This window comes from uncultured Pseudoflavonifractor sp. (assembly GCF_944387805.1).
Classification (GTDB): Bacteria; Bacillota; Clostridia; order Oscillospirales; family Oscillospiraceae; genus Pseudoflavonifractor.
On sequence record NZ_CALXGI010000047.1, the window covers coordinates 1 to 20,923 of the forward strand.

General features: G+C 60.3%; 21 protein-coding genes, 2 tRNA genes, 1 pseudogene and 1 riboswitch. Of the genes and pseudogenes, 9 read left to right on the forward strand and 15 right to left on the reverse strand.

Annotated elements, in window-relative coordinates:
* Positions 1–85: 85 nt before the first annotated feature.
* From Q0K06_RS10325 to asnS, 4 genes are all read left to right on the forward strand, one after another.
* On the forward strand, positions 86–943 hold the full coding sequence (locus Q0K06_RS10325) for a DUF3021 family protein (RefSeq protein WP_294551990.1): 858 nt from the start codon (positions 86–88) through the stop codon (positions 941–943).
* Entirely contained in the window at positions 940–1,431 is a 492-nt protein-coding gene (locus Q0K06_RS10330) for a hypothetical protein (protein ID WP_294551993.1), read from the forward strand. Before Q0K06_RS10325 ends, Q0K06_RS10330 begins: the two co-directional genes overlap by 4 nt.
* 25 nt (positions 1,432–1,456) lie before the next feature.
* A complete protein-coding gene (locus Q0K06_RS10335) occupies positions 1,457–1,846 on the forward strand; it encodes a hypothetical protein (protein WP_294551994.1) in 390 nt (129 codons plus the stop codon).
* 129 nt (positions 1,847–1,975) lie between these two features.
* Positions 1,976–3,370: an asparagine--tRNA ligase gene (asnS, locus tag Q0K06_RS10340; protein WP_294551997.1), complete on the forward strand. Its 1,395-nt coding sequence runs from the start codon at positions 1,976–1,978 to the stop codon at positions 3,368–3,370.
* Positions 3,371–3,420: 50 nt separating this feature from the next.
* Here asnS and Q0K06_RS10345 read toward each other — a convergent pair whose 3' ends face one another.
* From Q0K06_RS10345 to Q0K06_RS10355, 3 genes are all read right to left on the reverse strand, one after another.
* On the reverse strand, positions 3,421–4,200 hold the full coding sequence (locus Q0K06_RS10345; RefSeq protein ID WP_294552000.1) for an amino acid ABC transporter ATP-binding protein: 780 nt from the start codon (positions 4,198–4,200) through the stop codon (positions 3,421–3,423).
* Positions 4,201–4,215: 15 nt separating this feature from the next.
* Positions 4,216–4,983: an amino acid ABC transporter permease gene (locus Q0K06_RS10350; RefSeq protein ID WP_294552004.1), complete on the reverse strand. Its 768-nt coding sequence runs from the start codon at positions 4,981–4,983 to the stop codon at positions 4,216–4,218.
* A gap of 109 nt (positions 4,984–5,092) precedes the next feature.
* Positions 5,093–5,956, reverse strand: coding sequence for a transporter substrate-binding domain-containing protein (locus tag Q0K06_RS10355; protein ID WP_294552007.1), 864 nt, complete (start codon positions 5,954–5,956; stop codon positions 5,093–5,095).
* Between the two features lie 189 nt (positions 5,957–6,145).
* Positions 6,146–6,315: riboswitch (Lysine riboswitch) on the forward strand.
* Between the two features lie 126 nt (positions 6,316–6,441).
* On the opposite strand from Q0K06_RS10355, the gene Q0K06_RS10360 reads away from it, so the two are divergent.
* Positions 6,442–8,169, forward strand: a complete 1,728-nt coding sequence (locus Q0K06_RS10360; RefSeq protein ID WP_294552009.1) for a Na+/H+ antiporter NhaC family protein — start codon at positions 6,442–6,444, stop codon at positions 8,167–8,169.
* A 264-nt stretch (positions 8,170–8,433) separates the two neighbouring features.
* On the opposite strand, the gene Q0K06_RS10365 is transcribed toward Q0K06_RS10360, so the two are convergent.
* From Q0K06_RS10365 to Q0K06_RS10385, 5 genes are all read right to left on the reverse strand, one after another.
* The gene (locus Q0K06_RS10365) at positions 8,434–9,075 is read right to left on the reverse strand and encodes an ABC-2 transporter permease (RefSeq protein WP_294552011.1); all 642 of its coding nucleotides are present in this window, start codon (positions 9,073–9,075) and stop codon (positions 8,434–8,436) included.
* Positions 9,072–9,935, reverse strand: a complete 864-nt coding sequence (locus tag Q0K06_RS10370) for an ABC transporter ATP-binding protein (protein ID WP_294552014.1) — start codon at positions 9,933–9,935, stop codon at positions 9,072–9,074. The genes Q0K06_RS10365 and Q0K06_RS10370 overlap by 4 nt, the downstream gene beginning before the upstream one ends.
* 1 nt (position 9,936) lies before the next feature.
* Complete coding sequence (locus Q0K06_RS10375) at positions 9,937–10,311, reverse strand: GntR family transcriptional regulator (protein WP_294552016.1); 375 nt, start codon at positions 10,309–10,311, stop codon at positions 9,937–9,939.
* Between the two features lie 146 nt (positions 10,312–10,457).
* On the reverse strand, positions 10,458–10,781 hold the full coding sequence (locus Q0K06_RS10380; RefSeq protein WP_294552019.1) for a sigma-70 family RNA polymerase sigma factor: 324 nt from the start codon (positions 10,779–10,781) through the stop codon (positions 10,458–10,460).
* Complete coding sequence (locus Q0K06_RS10385; RefSeq protein WP_294552022.1) at positions 10,762–10,995, reverse strand: hypothetical protein; 234 nt, start codon at positions 10,993–10,995, stop codon at positions 10,762–10,764. The genes Q0K06_RS10380 and Q0K06_RS10385 overlap by 20 nt, the downstream gene beginning before the upstream one ends.
* Before the next feature lie 312 nt (positions 10,996–11,307).
* On the opposite strand from Q0K06_RS10385, the gene Q0K06_RS10390 reads away from it, so the two are divergent.
* From Q0K06_RS10390 to Q0K06_RS10400, 3 genes are all read left to right on the forward strand, one after another.
* Positions 11,308–11,383, forward strand: a tRNA-Thr gene (locus Q0K06_RS10390).
* 11 nt (positions 11,384–11,394) lie between these two features.
* A tRNA-Tyr gene (locus Q0K06_RS10395) sits at positions 11,395–11,479 on the forward strand.
* A gap of 499 nt (positions 11,480–11,978) precedes the next feature.
* Positions 11,979–12,344 carry a DUF6483 family protein gene (locus Q0K06_RS10400; protein ID WP_294552025.1) on the forward strand — a complete coding sequence of 122 codons (366 nt, stop codon included), beginning with the start codon at positions 11,979–11,981 and terminating at the stop codon, positions 12,342–12,344.
* Positions 12,345–12,425: 81 nt separating this feature from the next.
* On the opposite strand, the gene Q0K06_RS10405 is transcribed toward Q0K06_RS10400, so the two are convergent.
* On the reverse strand, positions 12,426–13,634 hold the full coding sequence (locus Q0K06_RS10405) for a 5-bromo-4-chloroindolyl phosphate hydrolysis family protein (RefSeq protein ID WP_294552028.1): 1,209 nt from the start codon (positions 13,632–13,634) through the stop codon (positions 12,426–12,428).
* A 403-nt stretch (positions 13,635–14,037) separates the two neighbouring features.
* Here Q0K06_RS10405 and Q0K06_RS10410 point away from each other — a divergent pair, with 403 nt between their 5' ends.
* A complete protein-coding gene (locus Q0K06_RS10410) occupies positions 14,038–15,957 on the forward strand; it encodes a VanW family protein (RefSeq protein WP_294552031.1) in 1,920 nt (639 codons plus the stop codon).
* A gap of 224 nt (positions 15,958–16,181) precedes the next feature.
* Here the strand turns inward: Q0K06_RS10410 and Q0K06_RS10415 are convergent, their stop codons facing one another.
* The 6 genes and pseudogenes from Q0K06_RS10415 to Q0K06_RS10440 all read right to left on the reverse strand — a co-directional run bounded on the left by Q0K06_RS10415 (position 16,182) and on the right by Q0K06_RS10440 (position 20,784).
* Positions 16,182–16,763 carry a dipicolinate synthase subunit B gene (locus Q0K06_RS10415; RefSeq protein WP_294552034.1) on the reverse strand — a complete coding sequence of 194 codons (582 nt, stop codon included), beginning with the start codon at positions 16,761–16,763 and terminating at the stop codon, positions 16,182–16,184.
* Between the two features lie 2 nt (positions 16,764–16,765).
* A pseudogene (locus Q0K06_RS10420) lies at positions 16,766–16,906 on the reverse strand (dipicolinate synthase); the annotation flags it as partial.
* A gap of 80 nt (positions 16,907–16,986) precedes the next feature.
* A complete protein-coding gene (locus tag Q0K06_RS10425; protein WP_294552036.1) occupies positions 16,987–18,189 on the reverse strand; it encodes a class I SAM-dependent rRNA methyltransferase in 1,203 nt (400 codons plus the stop codon).
* Positions 18,190–18,220: 31 nt separating this feature from the next.
* The gene (locus tag Q0K06_RS10430; RefSeq protein WP_294552038.1) at positions 18,221–18,694 is read right to left on the reverse strand and encodes a methylglyoxal synthase; all 474 of its coding nucleotides are present in this window, start codon (positions 18,692–18,694) and stop codon (positions 18,221–18,223) included.
* A gap of 122 nt (positions 18,695–18,816) precedes the next feature.
* The gene (locus Q0K06_RS10435) at positions 18,817–20,265 is read right to left on the reverse strand and encodes a recombinase family protein (RefSeq protein WP_294552040.1); all 1,449 of its coding nucleotides are present in this window, start codon (positions 20,263–20,265) and stop codon (positions 18,817–18,819) included.
* A gap of 186 nt (positions 20,266–20,451) precedes the next feature.
* Positions 20,452–20,784, reverse strand: coding sequence for an NAD(P)-dependent oxidoreductase (locus Q0K06_RS10440; protein ID WP_294552042.1), 333 nt, complete (start codon positions 20,782–20,784; stop codon positions 20,452–20,454).
* Positions 20,785–20,923: the final 139 nt, after the last annotated feature.

Here is a 20,923-nt window from a genome sequence, read left to right on the forward strand (position 1 = left end):
TGTAGCTTAGGCACGAGATGGAAAGAAAGCCGGACTGGCTGCCCGGCTTTCCTGTCCAAATTTATTGTAATAGGAGGGAATCGCTATGACGGACAGACAGAAACAGTGGATGATCCGCATTCTTCTGGGCGGACTGGTGGGCATTGCCGTCCTTATCCCCCTGGGCGGCGTCTTCAACGACCTGGTGAGCGGCGGCCTCATCGCCATGGGGAACCACACCCCCTTCCGGCTGGTGAGCTATGACCTGGCGTATCTGACCGGCTCCGCCCCCCTGGCCTTTGCCATTCAGCTGGGGCTCTACTTCCTGATGGGGGCGGTGGTGGGAGTGTCCACCCTGCCCTTTGCCGACGACGGCGCCACCCTGGTGCTCCGCTCCCTGGCCCACTTCGCCGCCACTGCCGCCGCACTCACGCTGCTGGTGGTACTGTGCGGATGGAACTGGGGAGAGTTCTGGCCCGTTGTCCTCTATCTGGGGCTGCTGGCGGCGGTCTACCTGCTCATCTGGCTGGGCCGCTGGGTGGGGTGGTATGTGGAGATAGCCGCCATCCGGCAGAAGCTGGGGCTCTCCCCCGGCCCCTCTCCCCTGAAATGGCGTGAAAGCCTGCCCTATCTCCCCTTCGCCGCCCTCATGTGTCTGGTGCTTCCCATGGCGGTGCGGCTCACCCTGGACTCCCCCACGCCCATCTTCACCGCCATCTACGCCATGCTCATATTGCCGGTGGGCGGCTTCTTCTCCGGGCTGTTTCTGGGCAGGCGGCAGGGCTTCTGCCCCCTGTACTCCGTGATGTGCGCCCTGCTGACCCTCTGCTTCGTCCTGCTGGCCAGGCTGGTCTCCAACGTGGCTGACGGGGTGATGATCCCCATCGCCCTGTGCGCCGCGCTTCTGGGCAACGCCGCCGGCGCCCTGTACCGCGCCGCCAAAGAGAGGAGGATAAAAAAATGAAACGGGAACACAGGCTCTACAACGTAATTCTCCCCATCTGGATGCTGGTGATTTTTCCTCAGGTGTGGCTTATTGTCATCCCGGGCAATCTCATCATCGACTGTCTGGTGCTCTTCCTCACCCTGCTGGCCCTGAAGCACCAGGGCAAGGGCGGCGTGATGAAGAAATTATGGTGGAAGTTCTGGCTGCTGGGCTTTGCCGCCGACGCGGTGGGCGCGGCGTGGATGCTGCTGGGATGGCTTCTCACCGTTCCCTTTGGCAGCTGGTGGGAGTCCTCGGTGGGACACATCATGCACAACCCATTCGCCCATCCCGCCGCCTTCCTCTGGACTCTTGTCGGCGTGGCCCTGGCGGGCGTGTGCATCTACTTCTTTGATAAAAAAGCCATGAGCAGGTGTGAGCTGCTCACCATCAGAGAGAAACGCATCATCGCCCTGACCATGGCCGTGGTCACCGCCCCCTGGCTCTTCTTCATCCCCATGTACTGAACAGCTTTAGAAATGAGGTGTTGTTATGGTACGCATCAACGGAAAAGGAAATGCTGTCCTGCTCGCCCTCACCCTGATCACCTTCGCCGCCTACGCCGTGGTTCTGGTTACGGCCTTCTGGGACCTCCCGCTGGACATCCCCACATGGCACCAGCTTCTGCTGCTGTACGCCCACTTCATCCCTATGTTCTTCCTGGAGCTGCTCCTGTGCCGGACGGCCAAGCTAAAGTGGCGTATTCTCCTGCCCGCCGTCCTGCTGGTCCTCCCCGGACTGTGGTTTGTGGCCTCCGCCGAGTGGTACGCCATGGCGTGGTTCCTGGCGGGCTGGTGGTGCGTGGCCCCGGCGCTGGGATGCCTGGCCGCCTGGGCGGTCTGGGCCATTTCACGGCGTATAACCCGCCCCAATCCAATCTGAGTGCAGGCCGTCCCGGACTTTCCCGTCTGGGGCGGCTTTTTTCTCCGCCAATCTGCCCGGAGTGGTTGCAAATTCGGTGGAAAAAGGCTATACTTAATGGCAACTGCAAAGAATCGAGGAGGATTCGCTTTGGAACGCACGACCATTTCTCAGATTTTCGCCGACCAGGAGCAGTTCGGCGGGCAGACGGTCACCGTCTGCGGCTGGGCCCGCACCATCCGGGACATGAAGACCTTCGGCTTCATCGAGCTCAACGACGGCTCCTGCTTCCGTAACCTTCAGATCGTCATGGACGCCAATGTGCTGGGCAACTACAAGGAGATTGCCGGCCAGAACGTGGGCGCCGCCCTCATCGTCACCGGCACTGTGGTTCTCACCCCCGAGGCCAAGCAGCCCCTGGAGGTGAAGGCCGACACCATCGCTGTGGAGGGCCCCTCCACCCCCGACTACCCCCTGCAGAAGAAGCGCCACAGCGTGGAGTATCTGCGCACCATCCAGCACCTGCGGCCCCGCACCAACCTGTTCTCCGCCGCCTTCCGGGTGCGGAGCGTGGCGGCTCACGCCATCCATACCTTCTTCCAGGACCGGGGTTTCGTGTATGTCCACACCCCCATCATCACTGCCAGCGACTGCGAGGGCGCCGGTGAGATGTTCCGGGTCACCACCCTGGACATGGAGAATCTGCCCAAGAAGGACGACGGCACCGTGGATTACAGCCAGGACTTCTTCGGCAAGAGCGCCAACCTGACCGTGTCCGGCCAGCTCAACGCCGAGAACTTCGCCATGGCCTTCGGTAATGTGTACACCTTCGGCCCCACCTTCCGGGCTGAGAAGTCCAACACCACCCGCCACGCCGCCGAGTTCTGGATGATCGAGCCCGAGATGGCCTTCTGCGATCTGGCCGGCGACATGGACGTGGCCGAGGCCATGATCAAGCACATCATCAATACCGTGATGGAAAAGTGCCCCGACGAGATGAACTTCTTCAACTCCTTCGTGGACAAGGGCCTGAAGGAGCGGCTGGAGCACGTGGCTTCCTCCGACTTCGGCCGGGTGACCTACACCGAGGCGGTGGAGCTGCTCAAGCAGAACAACGACAAGTTTGACTACAAGGTGGAGTGGGGCTGCGACCTGCAGACCGAGCACGAGCGCTACCTCACCGAGCAGATCTTCAAGAAGCCCGTCTTTGTCACCGACTATCCCCGTGAGATCAAGGCCTTCTACATGCGCCTCAACGACGACGGCAAGACCGTGGCCGCTGCCGACTGCCTGGTGCCCGGCATCGGCGAGATCATCGGCGGCTCCCAGCGGGAGGAGCGGCTGGACGTGCTGGAGGCCCGCATCAAGGAGCTGGGCATGAACCCCGAGGACTACTGGTGGTACCTGGACCTGCGGCGCTACGGCGGCTGCAAGCACGCCGGCTTCGGCCTGGGCTTCGAGCGGATGGTCATGTACCTCACCGGTATCGGCAACATCCGCGACGTCCTGCCCCACCCCCGTACTGTGGGCAACGCGGATTTCTAATCAAATCAAAATGGCGCTCTCCCGTGGGGAGAGCGCCATTTTTTATGCTATTAGTGATAACGGGCCAAAAACTGTCTGGTCCGCTCCTCCCGGGGATTCTCGATGACCTGACGGGCAGGCCCCTGCTCCACGATGAGGCCCCGGTCCATAAACATCACCTGATCCGCCACGTCCCGGGCAAAGGCCATCTCGTGGGTGACGATGATCATGGTGGTGTGCTGGTCGGCCAGGCCACGGATGACCTTGAGCACCTCGCCGGTCAGCTCCGGGTCCAGGGCGGAGGTAGGCTCGTCAAAGCAGAGGATATCCGGCTTGAGGGCCAGGGCACGGGCGATGGCCACCCGCTGCTGCTGGCCGCCGGAGAGCTGGCTGGGATAGTGTCCGGCCCGGTTGGCCAGGCCCATCCGCTCCAGCAGCTCCCGGCCCTCCTCCTCAATCTGGGCGAAAATCTGCTTTTTGTTCTGCTTGAAGTCGGGCCGCTCCTTGGCCAGCAGCTGGCTGGCCAGAGTTACGTTCTGGAGGGCTGTATACTGGGGAAACAGGTTGAAGGACTGGAACACCAGCCCAAAGTGGAGCCGCTTGCGGCGGATGTCCTGCTCCTTGCGGCTGTTTGGGCCTTCCGCGTCAAAGAGGGTCTCCCCGCCCACCACGATGCGCCCCTTGTCCGGGGTCTCCAAAAAGTTCAGGCACCGCAGCAGAGTGGTCTTGCCGCTGCCCGAAGAGCCGATGATGGCCAGGGCCTGGCCCTTCTCCAGCGCAAAGCTGATGTCCTCCAGCACCCGGGTGGGGCCAAAGTGCTTTTCAATATTATGTACTTCCAGAATCGCCATTTTGGTCCCCTCCTCTCACTGGAAATAGGCCAGCTTCTTCTCCAGCCGGCCCAGCAGCAGCGTCACCACGCCGCTGAACACCAGATAGTACACAGCCACAAAGAACAGCGGCCACAGCAGGCCGGAGATGCCCTGATTGCCCTTCATGAAGGACTCCGCCACCCAGATGACCTCCTTGAGGGAGATGGCACGGGCCAGGGAGGTGTCCTTCACCAGGGTAATAATCTCGTTGGACATGGGGGGCACGATGCGCTTGATCATCTGGAGCAGGGTGACTTTGAAGAAGATCTGAGTCCTGGTCATGCCCAGCACCTGGCCCGCCTCCTGCTGGCCCACCGGCACGCTCTGGATACCGCCACGGTAGATCTCGGAAAAATAGCAGGCGTAATTGATGATAAAGGCCACAGCCACCGCCGCAAAGCGGGAACTCTCACCGCCGCCCCAGGTGAACAGGTCCAGCATGCCGGGGACATAGAAGAGGGCGATGATCTGGAGAATCAGCGGGGTGCCCCGGATGGCCCACACCACCAGACGGCAGATAAGGCTGATGGGCCGGAAGGCGGAGAGCGCCTTTGCCACCCGGCCCGGCTTTCTTCCCTTCCGGGCCAGCGCCCAGCGGACGGGCCGCCGCAGGGGCGCCCAGCGGCTCATGGAGCCGAAGGAGATAATGAGTCCCAGGGGCACAGCGCCGATGATGGTAACAAAGAAGAGCTGAAGGGTCACCAGGAAGCCCTCATTCAGGGCTTTTACCACAACGGGGAATTCAGGGGTGGTCCAGAACATGGTATCGTCCTCTCTGTATGGAGATGGGGTGTACTGGGGAAAAAGCCGGGCAAAGGCAGAGAGCGGAGCGCGCCCTCTGCCTTTGCAATTATAAATAGGGTTCAGCCATTCAGTCAAGAATAACGGCATCCTCAAGGCCATAGGTAGTGGCCGTCTCCAGGGCGGTGCCGTCGGCCTCGGCGGCGTCCCAGAACTCATTGAAGGCGTCCACCAGGTCGGAGCCCTTGCGGAAGCCCACGCCATACTCCTCGGCGTCCAGGCCCTGGGCCTCGTTCAGGTTCACGCTGTACGCCAGGTCGGCATAGCTGGTGCCTTCGCCAATCATGGCTGCGGCCATGAGCACGTCGATGACCGCGGCGTCAGAGGTACCGGCAGATACCTCCATCAGTGTGTTGGCCTGGGACTGGACGGGCACAGTGGAGGCGCCCAGTGCCTCAGCCGCGTCCTCACCGGCGGAGCCGGACTCCACAGCCACGCTCAGGCCCTCCAGAGAGGTCAGGTTCTCAAAGTCCGCGGCCTTTTCGGCGGGATAGACCAGCACCTGATAGTTGGTGCAGTAGGGGTTGGAAGTAGCCATGGAAGAGGTGACCTCGTCAGTGAGGGTCATGCCGTTCCAAACCACGTCAATGGCCTTGGATTCCAGCTCCTCCACCTTATAGTCCCAGGTAATCTCGCTGAACTCCACCTTCACGCCCAGGCTCGCGGCAAAGGCCTTGGCCATGTCGGCGTCAAAGCCGATCCACTCGTCGCTGCCTTCGGCCTTGTAGTCCATAGGCTCAAAGTAGGTGATGCCCACCACCAGCGTGCCCTTGTCCTTTACATACTGTGTATCGCTCTCCGCCGCAGCCTGGGAGCCGCTGGGCGCCGCGGAGCCGGGTGTTCCGGTGTCTCCACCGGTGGTGTTGGAGCATGCGGTCAGGGTTGCTGCGGTCGCCAGCGCCAGAGCAAGGGCCAGCCATTTTTTCAGCTTCATGATAGTTCCTCCTTCGGTCAGGCGCCGGTGTTTCGCCTTCTTGCTTTAGTATACTACCATGATAAATCACTAATGTAAAGACGCATTTGAAAAATCGGCATATCGCACAAACTCCCGCCGCAGAAAAAGCGGATTCATCCTTGACAATCCCTGGAACCCATGATAGGATACTTACGCTTCTTTAATAGTAAAGAGGATAGAGGCGCGGTACGCATGCGTACCCCGGGACAAGGCCAGGCAGCCGTCCCGCGGGGAGAGGGCACACCGCCGAAGGTCGCTTCGCCTGCCTGGGCGGCGCGGTCTGGACCGTACGGGAATACCGTGCGGACTGTCACGGCATGTGGAGCGCTATCCTGAGGTTCTCCGCTTTTTCACCGGCGGGGAACCTCGGTTTTGCCATGGGCGCTTCTGTAAGCGTCCATGGCTTTTTTCTTTGGCGCCACATGGGGCGTGTGTGCCCCGGAAAATATTTTGGAGGGAAAAAGATGAGAACAAGAAGAACCTGGCTCGCCCGGGCGGCTCTGCTGCTGATGCTGCTCTTCGCCCTGACGACCACCGCCTTCGCCGCCGGCGACCCCACCGACGAGACCGGCACCAAGATGATTGAGTGCACGGACTGCGGCACCCTGGGCGTGGTCCTCTCCGACACCGGAGAAGCCGTCACCTGCGAGACCTGCGGCGGCACCGGCTATGTCCAGTCACCCAGCAACTACTTCAATACCATTTGGTCCCTGCTGCCCCCGGTCATCGCCATTGCCCTGGCCCTGATCACCAAGGAGGTCTACTCCTCCCTGTTCATCGGCATCCTGGTGGGCGGCCTGCTCTACTCCAACTTCTCCTTTGAGGGCACCCTGACCCATGTGTTCAGCGGCGGCATTGTATCCGTCCTGTCCGACAGCTACAACGTGGGCATCCTCATCTTCCTGGTCATCCTGGGCACCATGGTCGCCCTGATGAACAAGGCCGGCGCCTCCGCCGCCTTCGGCCGCTGGGCCAAGAAGAACATCAAAACCCGTGCCGGCGCCCAGCTGGCCTCCATTGTTCTGGGCTGCCTCATCTTCATCGACGACTACTTCAACTGCCTGACTGTGGGCTCCGTTATGCGGCCCATTACCGACAAGCACCAGGTCTCCCGGGCGAAGCTGGCCTACATCATCGACGCCACTGCCGCCCCTGTCTGTATCATCGCCCCCATCTCCTCCTGGGCCGCCGCAGTGGCCAGCTTTGCCGAGGAGGGGCAGGGGCTGAACCTGTTCATCCGCGCTATCCCTTACAATTTCTACGCCCTGTTCACCATCGTGATGATGCTGGGACTGGTGCTGATCAATGTGGACTTCGGCCCCATGGCCCGGTTTGAGAAGAACGCCATTGAGAAGGGCGACCTGTTCTCCGGCTCCAACCCCTACGCCATGCTGGACGACGACATCGAAGAGGGGAAGGGCAAGGTCATCGACCTGGTGCTGCCCATTCTGGTGCTGGTGGCATGCTGCGTCATCGGCATGATCTACTCCGGCGGCTTCTTCTCCGGCGCCAGCTTTGTTGACGCCTTCTCCAACTCTGACGCCTCCGTGGGCCTGATGCTGGGCTCCGCCTTCGGCCTGCTCTTCACCCTGCTCTACTACGCTGCCCGCCGCGCCATGTCCTTCAGCGATATGATGGGCTGCATTCCCGAGGGCTTTAAGGCCATGGTGCCCGCCATTCTCATTCTCACCTTTGCCTGGAGCCTGAAGGGCATGACCGACTCCCTGGGCGCCAAGTACTTTGTCCGCGACTTTGTCCGCAGCGCCGAGCACCTGCAGATGTTCCTGCCCGTCATCGTATTCGTCATCGGCTGCCTGCTGGCCTTCGCCACCGGCACCAGCTGGGGCACCTTCGGCATTCTGATCCCCATTGTGCAGAATGTGTTCTCCATGGACGACCCTCTGGCCATCATCTGCATCTCCGCCTGCATGGCCGGCGCTGTCTGCGGCGACCACTGCTCCCCCATCTCCGACACCACCATCATGGCCTCCGCTGGCGCCCAGTGCGACCATGTCAACCACGTATCGACCCAATTGCCCTATGCCATCTCCTGCGCGGCCATAGCGGGCATCTCCTACCTGCTGGCCGGACTGCTGGCCGCCAACGGCATCCCGGGCATCATCGCCCTGCCTGTGGGCATTGCGCTGATGCTGGGCTTTCTGCTCTTCATGAAGAAGCGCCAGGCCGCCTGAACCGGCATATGAAAAATCCCGCCTCATCCATGGATGAGGCGGGATTTTTGCCGGACACGGGCTCACTTCTTCTCTTGCTTCTCCCGCTCTTCCTTCTCCTGGATGGCCCGGATGGCATAGTCCAGGGCGGCGAGAGAACGGGGCGTGCAGTATATTTAACAGCTCCTGAACGGCTTCCTGTGCGGTCATGGTCCCCACGCTCCTTCCTCTTTTCTTCTCTCAGTTTACCACAGGGCGGGAAGAAGCCGCAAGTGAAGCGGCGCGTTACAGCTCCTTCTTCTCAAAAATTCCCCGGGAGATGAAGTAAGAGATGATATAGCCTCCAACAGCCAGCAGCACCAGCAGGCCGGGCAGGGCCGTAAGGAACCAACCGGGGATCACAATGCCCTCCAGCGCCCCGGCCAGCTGGCCCAGCAGCATGGCGCCGCCGAAGATGACCACAAAGAGGACAATGCTGATGAGCCGGCTCTTCTCCGCGCCGAACTTGACCAGCACGGGGAGCATCACAGCGTCGATAACCATGGTAATCAGCACGCAGATCAGCAGGCCGATTAGGCCCTCATCCAAGGGGCCCAGCTCCGGTTTCAGCACCACCACAGCGGTCAGCAGCAGAGCGGTGAGCACTGCTGCCGCCAGTACGGCAAGCAGGGAGAATACATACTTCCCGGCCACAATCCCACGCCGTCCGGCCGGGGTGGCGGCGGCGTACTTGTTCCACCGGGCCAGGTCATCGTAGGCGAAGGTGGACATGGGCAACATCATGCCGATGAGCACGGTCATGGCGTACATGATAGCCGGCGGCATCACATCTGTCACAGTCAGGAACGTATACACCAGGAAAAAAATGCCGTAGTACCCCAGCTGCTTGCGCAGCACCAGAACATCCTTATAGACCATTCCCATCATGACACAACATCCCCCTTTGCGGTAAAGACCATAATCTCGTCCAGGGTCACCCGGTCCACGGTCAGCTCCGGGTAGAGCCGGACAAACTTCTCCCGGTCCCGCACCAGGGCCTCACAGCTGAACTGGCTCTCCCGCACCCCCACCAAAAAGGCCGGGTCCACCCTGCCCAGGTCGGCCTGGCCGCACACCAGGCGGCCATATTCCTCCAGCAGCTCGTCCTTGGCCCCCTGAAGGACCACTCTGCCCTTGTGGAGGTAGACCACGTAGTCCGCCGCCTTCTCAAGGTCGCTGGTAATATGGCTGGAGATGAGGATGGCGTGGTCCTCGTCCTGGACAAAGTCCAGAAACTGGTCCAGAATCTCGTCCCGCACCACCGGATCCAGGCCGCCGGTGGCCTCGTCCAGAATGAGCAGCCGGGGCCTGGCGGCCAGGGCGGCGGCGATGGACAGCTTCATTTTCATGCCCCGGGAGTAATCCTTCAGGAGCTTTTTCCCAGGCAGGTCGAACTTTTTCAGCAGCTGCTCAAAAAAGCGCTGGTCCCAGTTCTTATAAATCTTTCGGAGGATTTTCCCCACGTCAAGGGATCGCAGGGTATCGTGGAAGGTGGACTCGTCCAGCACCACCCCAATCTCCTCCTTGGCCTCCCGCTCGCCGGCAATATTGTCCCGGCCCAGAAGCACAATCTCTCCGCCGTCCCGGCGGATGAGGTTGAGGATACATTTGATGGTGGTGGATTTTCCCGCGCCGTTCTCCCCGATGAGGCCCACTACCGTGCCCATGGGCACGTCGAAGGTCACGTCATCCAGCTTGAAGCTGCCGTAGTCTTTGGTGAGATGGCGGATTTCAATGGCGTTTTCCATATTAATCGTCTCCATACAGGATGTTGAGGGTGTCGGTCATCTCCGCCAGGGTGACGCCGCCCACCTTGGCGGCGTCCACAGCCCTGGTCAGGTGCTCCTCCACCCGGCGAAGGGTCTCCTCCCGGGCCAGCGCCGGGTCCTGGGGCGCCACAAAGCACCCCTTCCCCGGAACCGTGGTGATAAATCCCTCCCGCTCCAGCTCTTCATAAGCTCGTTTCGTGGTGATGACGGAAATGCGCAGCTCTCTGGCCAGCAGCCGCATGGAGGGGAGGGCCTCCCCCTCCTTCAGCTCGCCCCGCAGAATCAGGCCCTTGATCTGCCGGGTAATCTGGTCGTAGATGGGCACCCCGCCGGCATTGCTGATGATAATATCCATTCGGTGCACCTCGTTTTACTGTGTATACTCAGCATATTCAGTATAGACACAGATAACAGTTCCTGTCAATAGGGAAGCCCAAAATTTTTTATAGCCGCTGAAAACGCAGCATGGCCGCGCCCAAAGGCGCGGCCATGCTCGCTGTCTCAGTTCTCCTCTTCGGCGTTGAGCAGGCTCTCTGCCCCGTACCGCAGGCAGCGGCGCAGGCGCCGCTCTCCCCGCTTGATGGTACGGGAGATGGTGGACTTGTCCACCCCCAGCCGCTCTCCAATCTCCCGCATATTGAGGCCCTCGGCATAGTAGAGCAGCAGAGCCTGCCGCTGATGGGGGGTCACGTCCTCCTGGAGGGCCCGGATCAGGTTCCGCCGCAGCCGGGAACGCTGCTCCCGGTTGTCCTCCGCCATAGTCCTGGCATAAGCCGCCATATCTGCCGCGTAGGCTCCGCCCCTCTTATATCGCGTATTTGACATTGCGCCAATACCCCCTGTCGTAATATCGCTCCGTGACGACTGCCAGATCCCTGGCCTCCCGCCACATTGTCTCCAGCATTCTGATGCGGTCCTCCAAAACCAGCCGCTCCGTCGCGTCCGGCTCATTTTCACGGCGCAGCTCCAGTTCGCCGATCCGCCGCCGCAGGACCCGGGCCTGGGCCCGATATTCCACTGACATCTCCAGTAACGTCATGAATCTCTTTGCTTCGCTCCATTCCCTCTCGATTTTTCTCCGCCCGGCACTGGGGGCACAGGTTCTCTCCCTCCGCCAGCTCCCAGGCATAAATTTCATTCCGGCATATCCGGCACCAGGCCGCCGCCGGTTCCCGCTGCATATCCCGCAGCGGATTGGTAAAAATCCTCCTGTTCGTGTTCCCTCTCCCGTCTCTGGGACGCCTTCTGACGCCCTTTCAAAATTTTTATAATTTTTTTGTTTTTCCTGTTGACAACCCTCCATTCACCTGATATAATAAGCAACGTTGTGGACGAGCTGAGAGCTGAAAACGCTGGTGTAGCTCAGTTGGTAGAGCAGCTGATTTGTAATCAGCAGGTCGGGGGTTCGAGTCCGTCCACCAGCTCCAAAACTTCATATGGAGGAGTTCCCGAGTGGCCAAAGGGGGCAGACTGTAAATCTGTTGCGTCTCGCTTCGGTGGTTCGAATCCACCCTCCTCCACCACTTCAGAGCAAGCGCTATATCGCTTGCTCTGATTTTTTGTTAAACTCAGAGCAAGTTCATTACCAAACTGCCCCTGCCCTGTCTGACTTCGGTTTGGTCATGCTCCCGGCGGTGCGCCGCAACCGGCATCTTTCCCCTTCGCTGTCTCATCTCTGTGAATTGGAAATTTACTTTTTCACGCAGGTATGGTAAACTGATAAAAATTTTCTTCTCCGGGCTGAATGCGCTGTGACAGAATCCATCGGTCTCCTGACCGTTCCGCAGCAGCCGGTGTTTCCACAGCGGTTCCAGTTGCAAGGCGCGACCTTTATTTTTTTCTTGTTCTGCCTTCCCCCTTTTCTGTCTGTTTTCCCCGGGGTGAATAGAACTTATGTTCTAGTTCCTGCTTATCTTACCACGCTTGCGCCCCCAACGTCAACCCTCTTGTCTTATGTTAATCGAACAAACGTTTTATAAAAGTCCCCCTATTGGGATAATTCTCCGGAGAGGAGCCCTTGCTATGCTGACTCAGGACTGGATGATGCGCCAGATTGAGACCCTGACTCTGGCCATTGCCAAAATTATGTTTCAGAAAGACACCGCAGAGTATGAACCCCATGGCGGTCAGGAGGTCCTGACCGCTGCTGACAGCCTCCACGCCGCGCTCAACGCCCTGCTGCGAGAGGGCCGTATTGCCGACGGAGAGGACCTGCTGTTCTCCGCCCTGGACGGGGATGACTCCTCCCTGCTGGAGGTTGCGGTGGACTTCTACTTCCGTCTCAATCTTCTCTCCGACCAGGCGCTGGAGGCGGGCAACTTTTCCCGTCAGGAGATTGAGGAGGGCCTTCACGACGTGATGGACTTATACGGCGTTGTGCTGCCCTGACCGTGGTTTTTCCCCTAAAGGCAGAAAAAAGCCCGTGAGGCGGCGTACAGGCCGTCTCACGGGCTTTTTATCTGGTATCTGTCATACTCCCATCTGGAAGCTGTCTCCCTTGCCGGAGAGACCGTCCTTGTCCAGCATCCGCTCCAGAACCTCCACATCGGTGGTAATGTCCATGGCGTCGTCCTGGAAGAGCTTGTCGAGCTGCTTCTCAAAGCCCTCCACCACCTTATCCATCATCCCCTCAATCCGCTCCTTGGCGGCAGAGATGTTCTCCCCCTCAATCCCCTGGGCCTCCATCTGGGCATAGGCCTTGAGAATTTTCAGGGTGGTGGGCAGGTAGTAATTGAGGAAGCTGCGCAGCTGGCTGTCCTTGTTGGGATTCTTCTTCTGGTAGTCCAGAATCTTACCGGTAATCTCCCCAATACGGTCGATCTTTTCGCTCATCACCGGGTCCTCAATGGCGTCGTTCACCTGCCGGATCTCCTGGAGAATGGCGTTGTCATCCTCCGGCGGGGCGGGCTGCTCCTCTTCCTCCTCAGGCTCAGGCTCCTCCTGGAGGCCTTCGTCGGAGAGGATCAGGCGGCCGCTGGCCATATCCAGATAGCCGGTGGGGATATACCCCTCGTCCAGCATCTCCTGGATGTCGTCACAGGCGGTGTGGTAGGACACCGGCATGGCCTGGGCCAGGGAGCCGATGGAAATGCTCTCCCGCTTGCCGATAAGGGCTAAGTACTTGCGGAAGCGCTTGGCCTTCTTGTTCCGCTGGGTGCCGCATACCAGCAGCACCAGGCCCGCGCCCAGCAGCCCCAACGGAAAACCGATGCTCTGGAGCATGTAGATAAAGCCCATGCCCATGGTGTCAAAAAACTCCACAAAGGAGATGAATCCGCCGAAGATGGCCAGAATGGCGCCCCAAATCATCATGCCCTTGCCCTTGTTCAGGTCCACAGGCCGCCGCTTAGGCATGAACCGGCCCTTCTTGTCCCGGGGGCGGTCATTCACACCCTGCATCCCCGGCTGGGTGGGCTGCTGGCCCTGATAGCGGTACTCATACTTGTAGCCCGCTCCAGAGCCGCCGGTCTGGCTGCCCGAGGGGCGGTAGGGACCAGTGGCGCTTGAGCCGTACGAATTGCGGTTGTTCCGCCCGCTGCTGAAGGAGCGGCCTGTCAGCTTCATGAAGAGCAGCACCAGCCCCACCGGCCAGAAGATCACCAGCGCGGCCACCACCACAATCCAGGAAAACAAATCCCCGTTGTTGCCGCCGCTGTTGTTATTGTAGCTGTACGCCATGGATAGCGCCTCCTATATCCCGCTCCGGCAGGCTGCGCCGCCGGTTCCTGTTGGATTATATAATATCATATCTGCGGAAAAAATAGATTGATTTTTTCTTTAAAATCTTTAAAATTTATTGCTTCTTTTGTCCATTGCCTGTCAAAATATGATACAATGGCCAGGCCGGAACCCGTCGTCCCGGAGCGGCGGCCGTCCGCTCGACAGTATAGACATGGATGGAGATATGATACAACGAAAGCACTTTCTTGTAAAGAGGGGCAGTTCTCCCATTCTGTCTTTTCCGTCTGCCTTCCGGTATGGCTTTTTAAATGTGTAACCGTTCTGTAATTGCTTTCCCTGGCACCGGGTCCTATAATGTATACTGATTTCGTAGATTCTGCGGGATATTGGAGTGATTATTATGGAAAAGAGCGCGAATGGCAAGCGTGTTATACCAAAAAAAGGGAAATCCGGCGGCGGTAAGGTTGCGGCCGTTGTTGTCGCCGTCCTCCTGGTTCTGCTGGCCGCAGCCTATCTGGCCCTGTGCGCCTGGGTGTCCGCAGGGAAGATTCTTCCCAACACCACTCTGACAGTGGCTGAACACACCCTGGACCTGTCCGGCATGACCCGGGAGCAGGCCGCCCAGACCATCAGCGGGGAATCCGAGGGCTGGTACCCCGCCTCCTTCCAGCTGACCAGCAGTGAGTATCCCGAGCTCAGCAGGGAAATCACCTCGGATACTCCTCTGTTCCAGCTGGATGTGTCTGCCCTGGCTGCGGACGCCTGGTCCCACGGCCGTGAGCAGGGCTTCCTGGGCGGCGGCATTGCCTGGCTGAAGGCCATCTTCGGCGGCGGCTATGCCATTGATGCCCAGCCCCAGCCCTCTGCAGAGCTGGAGCAGCTGCTCTCCGACCTGCCCGGGGAGCTGACCCAGGCGCTGGACTCCACCCTCACCGAGAGCACCTATGAGGTGACGGATACCACGCTCATCATCCACAAGGGTATCTCCGGCCTGAGCGTCAATGGGGCTGATTTCCGGGATCTGGTTATCGACAGCCTGCTCACCGGCCGCACCTCCATTGAGGTCGCCCCCCATGTCACGCCCCCTGAAGCGCTGGACTTTGAGGCCATCTACCGCGAGGTGTACAAGGAGCCGGTGGACGCCTATCTGGACAAGGAAACCAGCGAAATTGTCCCCTCTGTTACCGGCGTCAGCTTCGGCATTCCCACCGCTCAGGCCCTGCTGGAGCGCACTGAGGAGGGCCAGGAGTGTGAGGTGCCCCTCACCCTGACCGAACCCGAGATGACCACCGCCAAGCTGGAGGAGAGCCTGTTCAAGGACATTCTGGGCCAGAGCAGCACCAAGACAGCCGGCCCCTCCAACCGCTGGCACAATGTGGAGACCGCCTGTGAGCGGGTTAACGGCACCATCCTGCTGCCCGGCGAGGTGTTCTCCTACAATGAGCTGTGTGAGCCCTACTCCCAGGCGGGCGGCTACCTGAAGGCCGGCGCCTACGTCAGCAACACCACCCAGGACACCTGGGCCGGCGGCGTGTGCCAGCTCTCCTCCACCATCTACTACACCACCTTGAAGGCCAACCTGGAGACCGTGGAGCGCACCAAGCACAAGTATGACGTGGGCTACCTGCCCTCCGGCATGGACGCCACCGTATACAGCAACTCCTATGACTTCAAGTTTAAAAACAACACCGACTACCCCATCAAGATTGTCACTACCCTGACCAAGGACAGCAACGGCACCCGCTGGTGCAACGTGACCATCTACGGCACCAACACCACCGGCATCTACGGCGATCCCTATTCTGTCCTGTTGTCCACCATTCCCTATGAGACCTACTATGAGCCCAGCAGTTCGGTTCCCCAGGGCAGCCAGCCCCAGCGGGACTCCACCCGCACCGGCTACACCGGCAAGAAGGTGGAGGTCCACCAGCGTCTGCGAGACGCGGACGGCAATGTGATCAGCGACACTGTCATCCACACCGATACCTTCTCTGTCCGCAACGCCTACTACTTTTACAATCCGGCCGACGCCGCCGCCCTGGGCATTGACCCCGCCACCGGCCTGCGGAATCTGACGCCGGTGACGCCCTCGCCCTCTCCTTCGACGAGCACCACGCCTTCCCCGTCGCCGTCCCCCTCTCAGTCCGTGACCCCCTCTCCCTCGCCTTCCCCCTCGGAGAGCGTCACGCCCTCGCCGTCGCCGTCTGAGTCGGCGACGCCCTCTGAGTCTCCGTCGGCCTCTCCCTCCTCCACGCCGGACGGAGACGGCAACACCCCTCCGGAGGGCATTCCCATTGCGTCCACAGTTCCCCTGGACTGACAGCACGGAGCGCCTGTCTGCTGACAGGCGCTCCGCTTTTTTCTCTATGGCATCATGATTTAATTCTTTTGTAATACTTTCTGTTTTCTTTGTTTACAATTTTTCCGTACCATAAGAATCAGCAAGAGACAGCATCTTCTTCATTTCATGTATCCCTCTTTCCTTCCTTTGCACGAACAACCCGCGCCGGTGCCGGCGCGGGTTGTCTGCGTTTTTCCGGCTATTTAGACGCTGCCCAGCAGCACCGGCTGAATCTGCCTGCCCGCCATGGCCGCCTCCACTGTCTCGGGAATCCGTCCAAAATCCGCTACCAGGGAAGTGGGTTTGCCCGCCGGGTCGTCCTGGCGGAAGGGGACAAAGTATATGTTCTTCTTGTCCATCAGCGCGCCGATGTTTTTGGCGCTGGCGGCCAGACCGTCGTTGGTGGCCACGGCGATGACCAGGGGCCGCCCGTTGCGCAGGTGGGCCTTGGCCGCCATGGTCACCGAGGAGTCGGTTACGCCGGCGGCCAGCTTTGCCAGGGTGTTGCCCGTACAGGGGCAGATAACCAGCACATCCAGCAGCTTTTGAGGTCCGATGGGCTCGGCGGCCCGAATGGAGTCGATGGGTCGTCTGTCACAGATGCGCTGCATCTCCCGCATAAAGTCATGGGCATTGCCGAAGCGGGTGTCTGTGGCGGCGCTCCGCTCAGAGATAATAGGCGTCACGTCCGGCCACCGCCGGCGGACCTCCTCCAGGGCCGCCATGGCTTTGTCATATGTACAAAAGGAGCCGCAAAAGGCAAAGCCTACCTTCCAGTCTTTCATGCTCACACTCCTAACTCGCTCAACATGTTGTAGATGGTATTTTTGATGCTCTCTCCGGCGGTCACAGGCGCCGTCTTACCCGGCAGAGACAGTGCCCAGATGACCCGCACCCCCAGCCGGGCGGCTGCCTCAAAATCCACCCCTGCGGCGTTGCCGGTTGCACAACCAAGGGCACAAAAACGGCGGGCTCCCACTTTTAACGGGAACCCGCCTTGCTCTGTATTCACATGTCGTCGCAGACCTGAAAGATGTAGAACTTCAGATAATAGGACTCGTCCGCCCCCCACAGGATAGGGTGGTCGGCGGACTGAGTTCGGTACTCCACCTGGCGCAGGCGGCGTCGGGCGTCCCGGGCCGCCTGGGCGATGGTGCGGGTGAAGAGCTCCGGCGTCATAAAGTGGGAACAGGAGCAGGTAGCCAGATAGCCCCCGTTCTTTACCAGCCGGATACCCCGGAGATTGATCTCCCGGTAGCCCCGCACCGCCTTTTTCACCGAATTCCGGGACTTGGTGAAGGCCGGCGGGTCCAGGATAACCACATCGAACTTCTCTCCTGCCCGGTCCATCTCAGGCAGCAGGTCAAACACGTCCCGGCAGAGGAACTTTACCCGATCCTCCGCGCCGTTGAGCCGGGCGTTCTCCTCTGCCTGGCGCACGCCGGTCTCCGACGCATCTACGCCGATAACCTCCCGGGCTCCGGCCACAGCGGCGTTGAGGGCAAAGGCGCCGGTGTGAGTGAAGCAGTCCAGCACCCGCTTGTCCCGGCACAGTGGCTGAATGGCCCTGCGGTTGTACTTCTGATCCAGGAAATAGCCGGTCTTCTGGCCCTCCTCCACGTCCACCAGATAACGCACGCCGTTCTCCAGGATTTCCACTTTTGTGTCAAAGGGTGTGGACAAAAAGCCCTTCACCCGTTCCATGCCCTCTTTCAGCCGCACCTTGGCGTCACTGCGCTCATAGATGCCCCGGACGGTAATCCCGTCCTCTGCCATCACCTTGACCAGGGCCTTGAGAATGGTGTCCTTCAGCCGGTCAATGCCCAGCGCCAGGGACTCCACCACCAGCACGTCGGAGAATTTGTCCACCACCAGGCCGGGGAGGAAGTCCGCCTCTCCGAAGATCACCCGGCAGCTGTCGGTTTCCACCGTGTCCTTCCGGTACTGCCAGGCTGCCCGCACTCTCGCCTCCAGAAAGGCCTCGTCAATCACCGCGTCCGCCTTCCGGGACAGAACCCGCACCGCAATGGTGGACGCAGTGTTGAGGAACCCCCAGCCCAGCACATAGCCGTTATAATCCTCAATGCGGACGATTCCGCCGTTTTCAAAGCCGGGGGTAATCTCCCCAATTTCGTTGTCGTAAATCCATGGGCCGCCCGCCTTGAAGGACCGGCCTTCCCCACGCTTGAGCCGAATTGCTGCCTGCTCCATAGTTACCTCTCTCTTTTGTCAGATGCCGCCCTTACAGAGTCGACGCACGCCTGGACACCGCCTGCTTGAAGTCGGTGACATAGTGGGTGTAGGTGGTGTTCATCAGAGGCGAACTGATGAGGAAGTCGGCGGTGGCCCGGTTGTTGGCAATGGGAATGTCATACACCTGGGCGATGCGCAGCAGGGCCTTTACATCAGGGTCGTGGGGCTGGGCGGTGAGGGGATCGGAGAAGAAGATGACCAGGTCGATTTTTCCCTCCACAATCTGGGCGCCCACCTGCTGGTCGCCGCCCAGCGGGCCGCTGTTATAGCCGTAGACCGGCAATCCGGTGCGGTCGGCAATCATGCGGGCCGTAGTACCCGTGCCGCACAGAAAGTGGCGGTTCAGAACCTCCCTGTTCTTCTGGCACCAGTCAATTATCTCCGGCTTCATATTGTCGTGGGCAATGAGGGCAATCCGCTTCTGGGCGGGCAGCACCTGTTCGATAAAAGTCTCGTTTTGCATGGGAATTCATCCTCTCATCTGTATTCCGCCCAGCAGCTCCCGCATGCGGCGGTGCGCCCCCTGGGGGGTGGCCGTACGTTTTAAATTTTACCTGAAATTCGCCAGGAATACAAGAGGCTCCCTCACTCTGCCTCCGGTTTTCGAAAACGGAACCGTACCTCCAGCGCCTTGTCCCAGCGTACCGCCACCCGCTCCACCAGCGCAATCAGGGTATCCCGGTCCAGCCGCTCCAGCCGCTCCGCCCGCAGGGCTGCCTCGCAGGCAGCCCCAGCCTGATCTCTGGCTTGCTCCGCCGCTGTCCTGGCCCGGCGGGCTTCCTCCAGCAGGGCGCAGAACTCCTTTTCCGTCAGCAGTCCCGCAGAGCGGTCCCGATACAGCCGCCCTACCGTATCTGTCCAGCGGACCATGGGTTTTCTCTCTTCCGCCTGGGGAAATTGGGCCTGCGGCGGCTTTGCCGGAAGGCTTATCCCCGCCGCCAGTGCTGCCAGCCGGCGGCGGATGGTCTCGATAACGGCGTCCTCCCGCACGCAGTGGGAGGAGCTGCATCCTCCTCTCCGGCTGCCCTGGCAGACCATGTAGCAGGTTTTGCCTCTCCCTCTGACATAGGACATGGGAGAGCCGCAGTCGGCGCAGAAGGCCAGCCCGGTCAGCAGATGTCCGCTCCCGGCCCGAGGCGTATAACTCCGCACAGCCAGCAGCGCCTGCGTCCGTTCAAAAACCTGCTGGCTCACCAGGGGCTGGTGGGTGTTCGGCACCACAATCCAGTCCTCCCTGGGCAGCGCCACCCGTTTTTCCACTTTGTATCCCACTTTCCTTACCCGATTCTGGGTCAGGTGTCCCGCATAGGTGGGGTTGGTCAGGATACGCCGTACCATAGTGCCGCTCCACAGCCCCGGGAAGCGGCTCTGGGGCCCTTTTTTATGCTGGGATGGGGTAGGAATACCCCTGGCGGTCAGCATCCTGGCTGTGCCGTTGACAGAGCCGCAGGACAGGAAGGTCCGAAACAGCAGGGCAATCACCGGGCTGGTCTCCGGATCTGGGATCAAATGCCCCGGCGCGTCCGGGTCCTTCCGGTACCCAATAGGCGGCTGTGCGCCAATGAAGCGGCCGCTTTTTTTCCGCACCTCCAGTGCCGTGCGCACCTTGCGGGAGATATCGGCGGTGTAAAAGTCGTTGGCGGCAGCCAGAAAGGGGAGCATCAGCTCCACGGCGCCCCCTGCGCCGGTATCAATGCCTTCGCTGACAGCGATATACCGCACCTTACGCTGGGGAAAGTAGATCTGATAGTAGTACATGGTGCCGATCTGGTCCCTGCCCAGCCGGGACAGGTCCTTGGTCAGTACGGTATTAATTTTCCCGCTCTCTACGTCCTCCAGCAGACGCCGGAATTCCGGCCGGTTGAAATTGGTACCCGTACAGCCGTCATCGGCGTAGATGGCCGCCACGGTCCAGCCGCGGGCTGCCGCGTACTGCCGGAGATACTCCCGCTGGCTGGCGATGCTCTGGGACTCCTCTCCCTCTTCGTCCTCACGGGAGAGACGGAGGTATAGCCCCACCTTGGGCTCTGTCAAGCCGCCCTGCCTCCCTTCTCTCCTGTGCCAGGGCTGTCAGCAACTGTTCCAGGGTAGGTCCTCCTTCTGTATAGCGGCAGGTCACAGGATAGGTCTCCGCCCGTTTCAAATCAGGTGCCTCCTTTCAGGCCCGCATTTCAGGCCCACTGCCATTCTATCGGAGTATCTCTGTCTCTATGTCAGCTTTTATCCAAATGCTTCCTCCGCCCCCCCGGGCTTTGAGGCAAGATCAATGATCAGACAGCCCGGTTTCAGGTCCCCCAGCTCTGCTTCTCCCAGCACCCGGGCGGGCACAGTGTTAATAACCAGGTCGTAGCTACACAGCCAGCCCAGAAGGCGGCCTGTCTGTTCCACGCCCAGACCTAGGCTCTCTGCCCAGGCCAGATCGGCATATTTCCGGGCAGCCACACTCACCTTGGCCCCCAGAGCCTGGAACCTCTGAGCCGTTATGCGGCCTACCCGGCCGTAACCGATCACCAGCACCCGGGCGCCGTGGATGGTAATCGGCAGCTCCTCCATGGCAATTTGGATGGTACCCTCTGCGGTAGGTACTGCATAGAGTATTTTACACTGCCCCGCAGAACGCAAAAAGAAGCGGCAGACATCAGTCTGCCGCTTCGCTTTGTGTTGGCGTTACCTATCTTTCCGGGCCGTCTCC

What these genes read in the sequence shown, in the direction of transcription:
- Q0K06_RS10325 (WP_294551990.1), top strand. Translation starts at nt 86, where the DNA reads ATGACGGACAGACAGAAACAGTGGATGATCCGCATTCTTCTGGGCGGA.
- Q0K06_RS10330 (WP_294551993.1), top strand. Translation starts at nt 940, where the DNA reads ATGAAACGGGAACACAGGCTCTACAACGTAATTCTCCCCATCTGGATG.
- Q0K06_RS10335 (WP_294551994.1), top strand. Translation starts at nt 1,457, where the DNA reads ATGGTACGCATCAACGGAAAAGGAAATGCTGTCCTGCTCGCCCTCACC.
- Q0K06_RS10345 (WP_294552000.1), bottom strand. Translation starts at nt 4,200, where the DNA reads ATGGCGATTCTGGAAGTACATAATATTGAAAAGCACTTTGGCCCCACC.
- Q0K06_RS10350 (WP_294552004.1), bottom strand. Translation starts at nt 4,983, where the DNA reads ATGTTCTGGACCACCCCTGAATTCCCCGTTGTGGTAAAAGCCCTGAAT.
- Q0K06_RS10355 (WP_294552007.1), bottom strand. Translation starts at nt 5,956, where the DNA reads ATGAAGCTGAAAAAATGGCTGGCCCTTGCTCTGGCGCTGGCGACCGCA.
- Q0K06_RS10360 (WP_294552009.1), top strand. Translation starts at nt 6,442, where the DNA reads ATGAGAACAAGAAGAACCTGGCTCGCCCGGGCGGCTCTGCTGCTGATG.
- Q0K06_RS10365 (WP_294552011.1), bottom strand. Translation starts at nt 9,075, where the DNA reads ATGATGGGAATGGTCTATAAGGATGTTCTGGTGCTGCGCAAGCAGCTG.
- Q0K06_RS10370 (WP_294552014.1), bottom strand. Translation starts at nt 9,935, where the DNA reads ATGGAAAACGCCATTGAAATCCGCCATCTCACCAAAGACTACGGCAGC.
- Q0K06_RS10375 (WP_294552016.1), bottom strand. Translation starts at nt 10,311, where the DNA reads ATGGATATTATCATCAGCAATGCCGGCGGGGTGCCCATCTACGACCAG.
- Q0K06_RS10380 (WP_294552019.1), bottom strand. Translation starts at nt 10,781, where the DNA reads ATGTCAAATACGCGATATAAGAGGGGCGGAGCCTACGCGGCAGATATG.
- Q0K06_RS10385 (WP_294552022.1), bottom strand. Translation starts at nt 10,995, where the DNA reads ATGACGTTACTGGAGATGTCAGTGGAATATCGGGCCCAGGCCCGGGTC.
- Q0K06_RS10400 (WP_294552025.1), top strand. Translation starts at nt 11,979, where the DNA reads ATGCTGACTCAGGACTGGATGATGCGCCAGATTGAGACCCTGACTCTG.
- Q0K06_RS10405 (WP_294552028.1), bottom strand. Translation starts at nt 13,634, where the DNA reads ATGGCGTACAGCTACAATAACAACAGCGGCGGCAACAACGGGGATTTG.
- Q0K06_RS10410 (WP_294552031.1), top strand. Translation starts at nt 14,038, where the DNA reads ATGGAAAAGAGCGCGAATGGCAAGCGTGTTATACCAAAAAAAGGGAAA.
- Q0K06_RS10415 (WP_294552034.1), bottom strand. Translation starts at nt 16,763, where the DNA reads ATGAAAGACTGGAAGGTAGGCTTTGCCTTTTGCGGCTCCTTTTGTACA.
- Q0K06_RS10425 (WP_294552036.1), bottom strand. Translation starts at nt 18,189, where the DNA reads ATGGAGCAGGCAGCAATTCGGCTCAAGCGTGGGGAAGGCCGGTCCTTC.
- Q0K06_RS10430 (WP_294552038.1), bottom strand. Translation starts at nt 18,694, where the DNA reads ATGCAAAACGAGACTTTTATCGAACAGGTGCTGCCCGCCCAGAAGCGG.
- Q0K06_RS10440 (WP_294552042.1), bottom strand. Translation starts at nt 20,784, where the DNA reads ATGGAGGAGCTGCCGATTACCATCCACGGCGCCCGGGTGCTGGTGATC.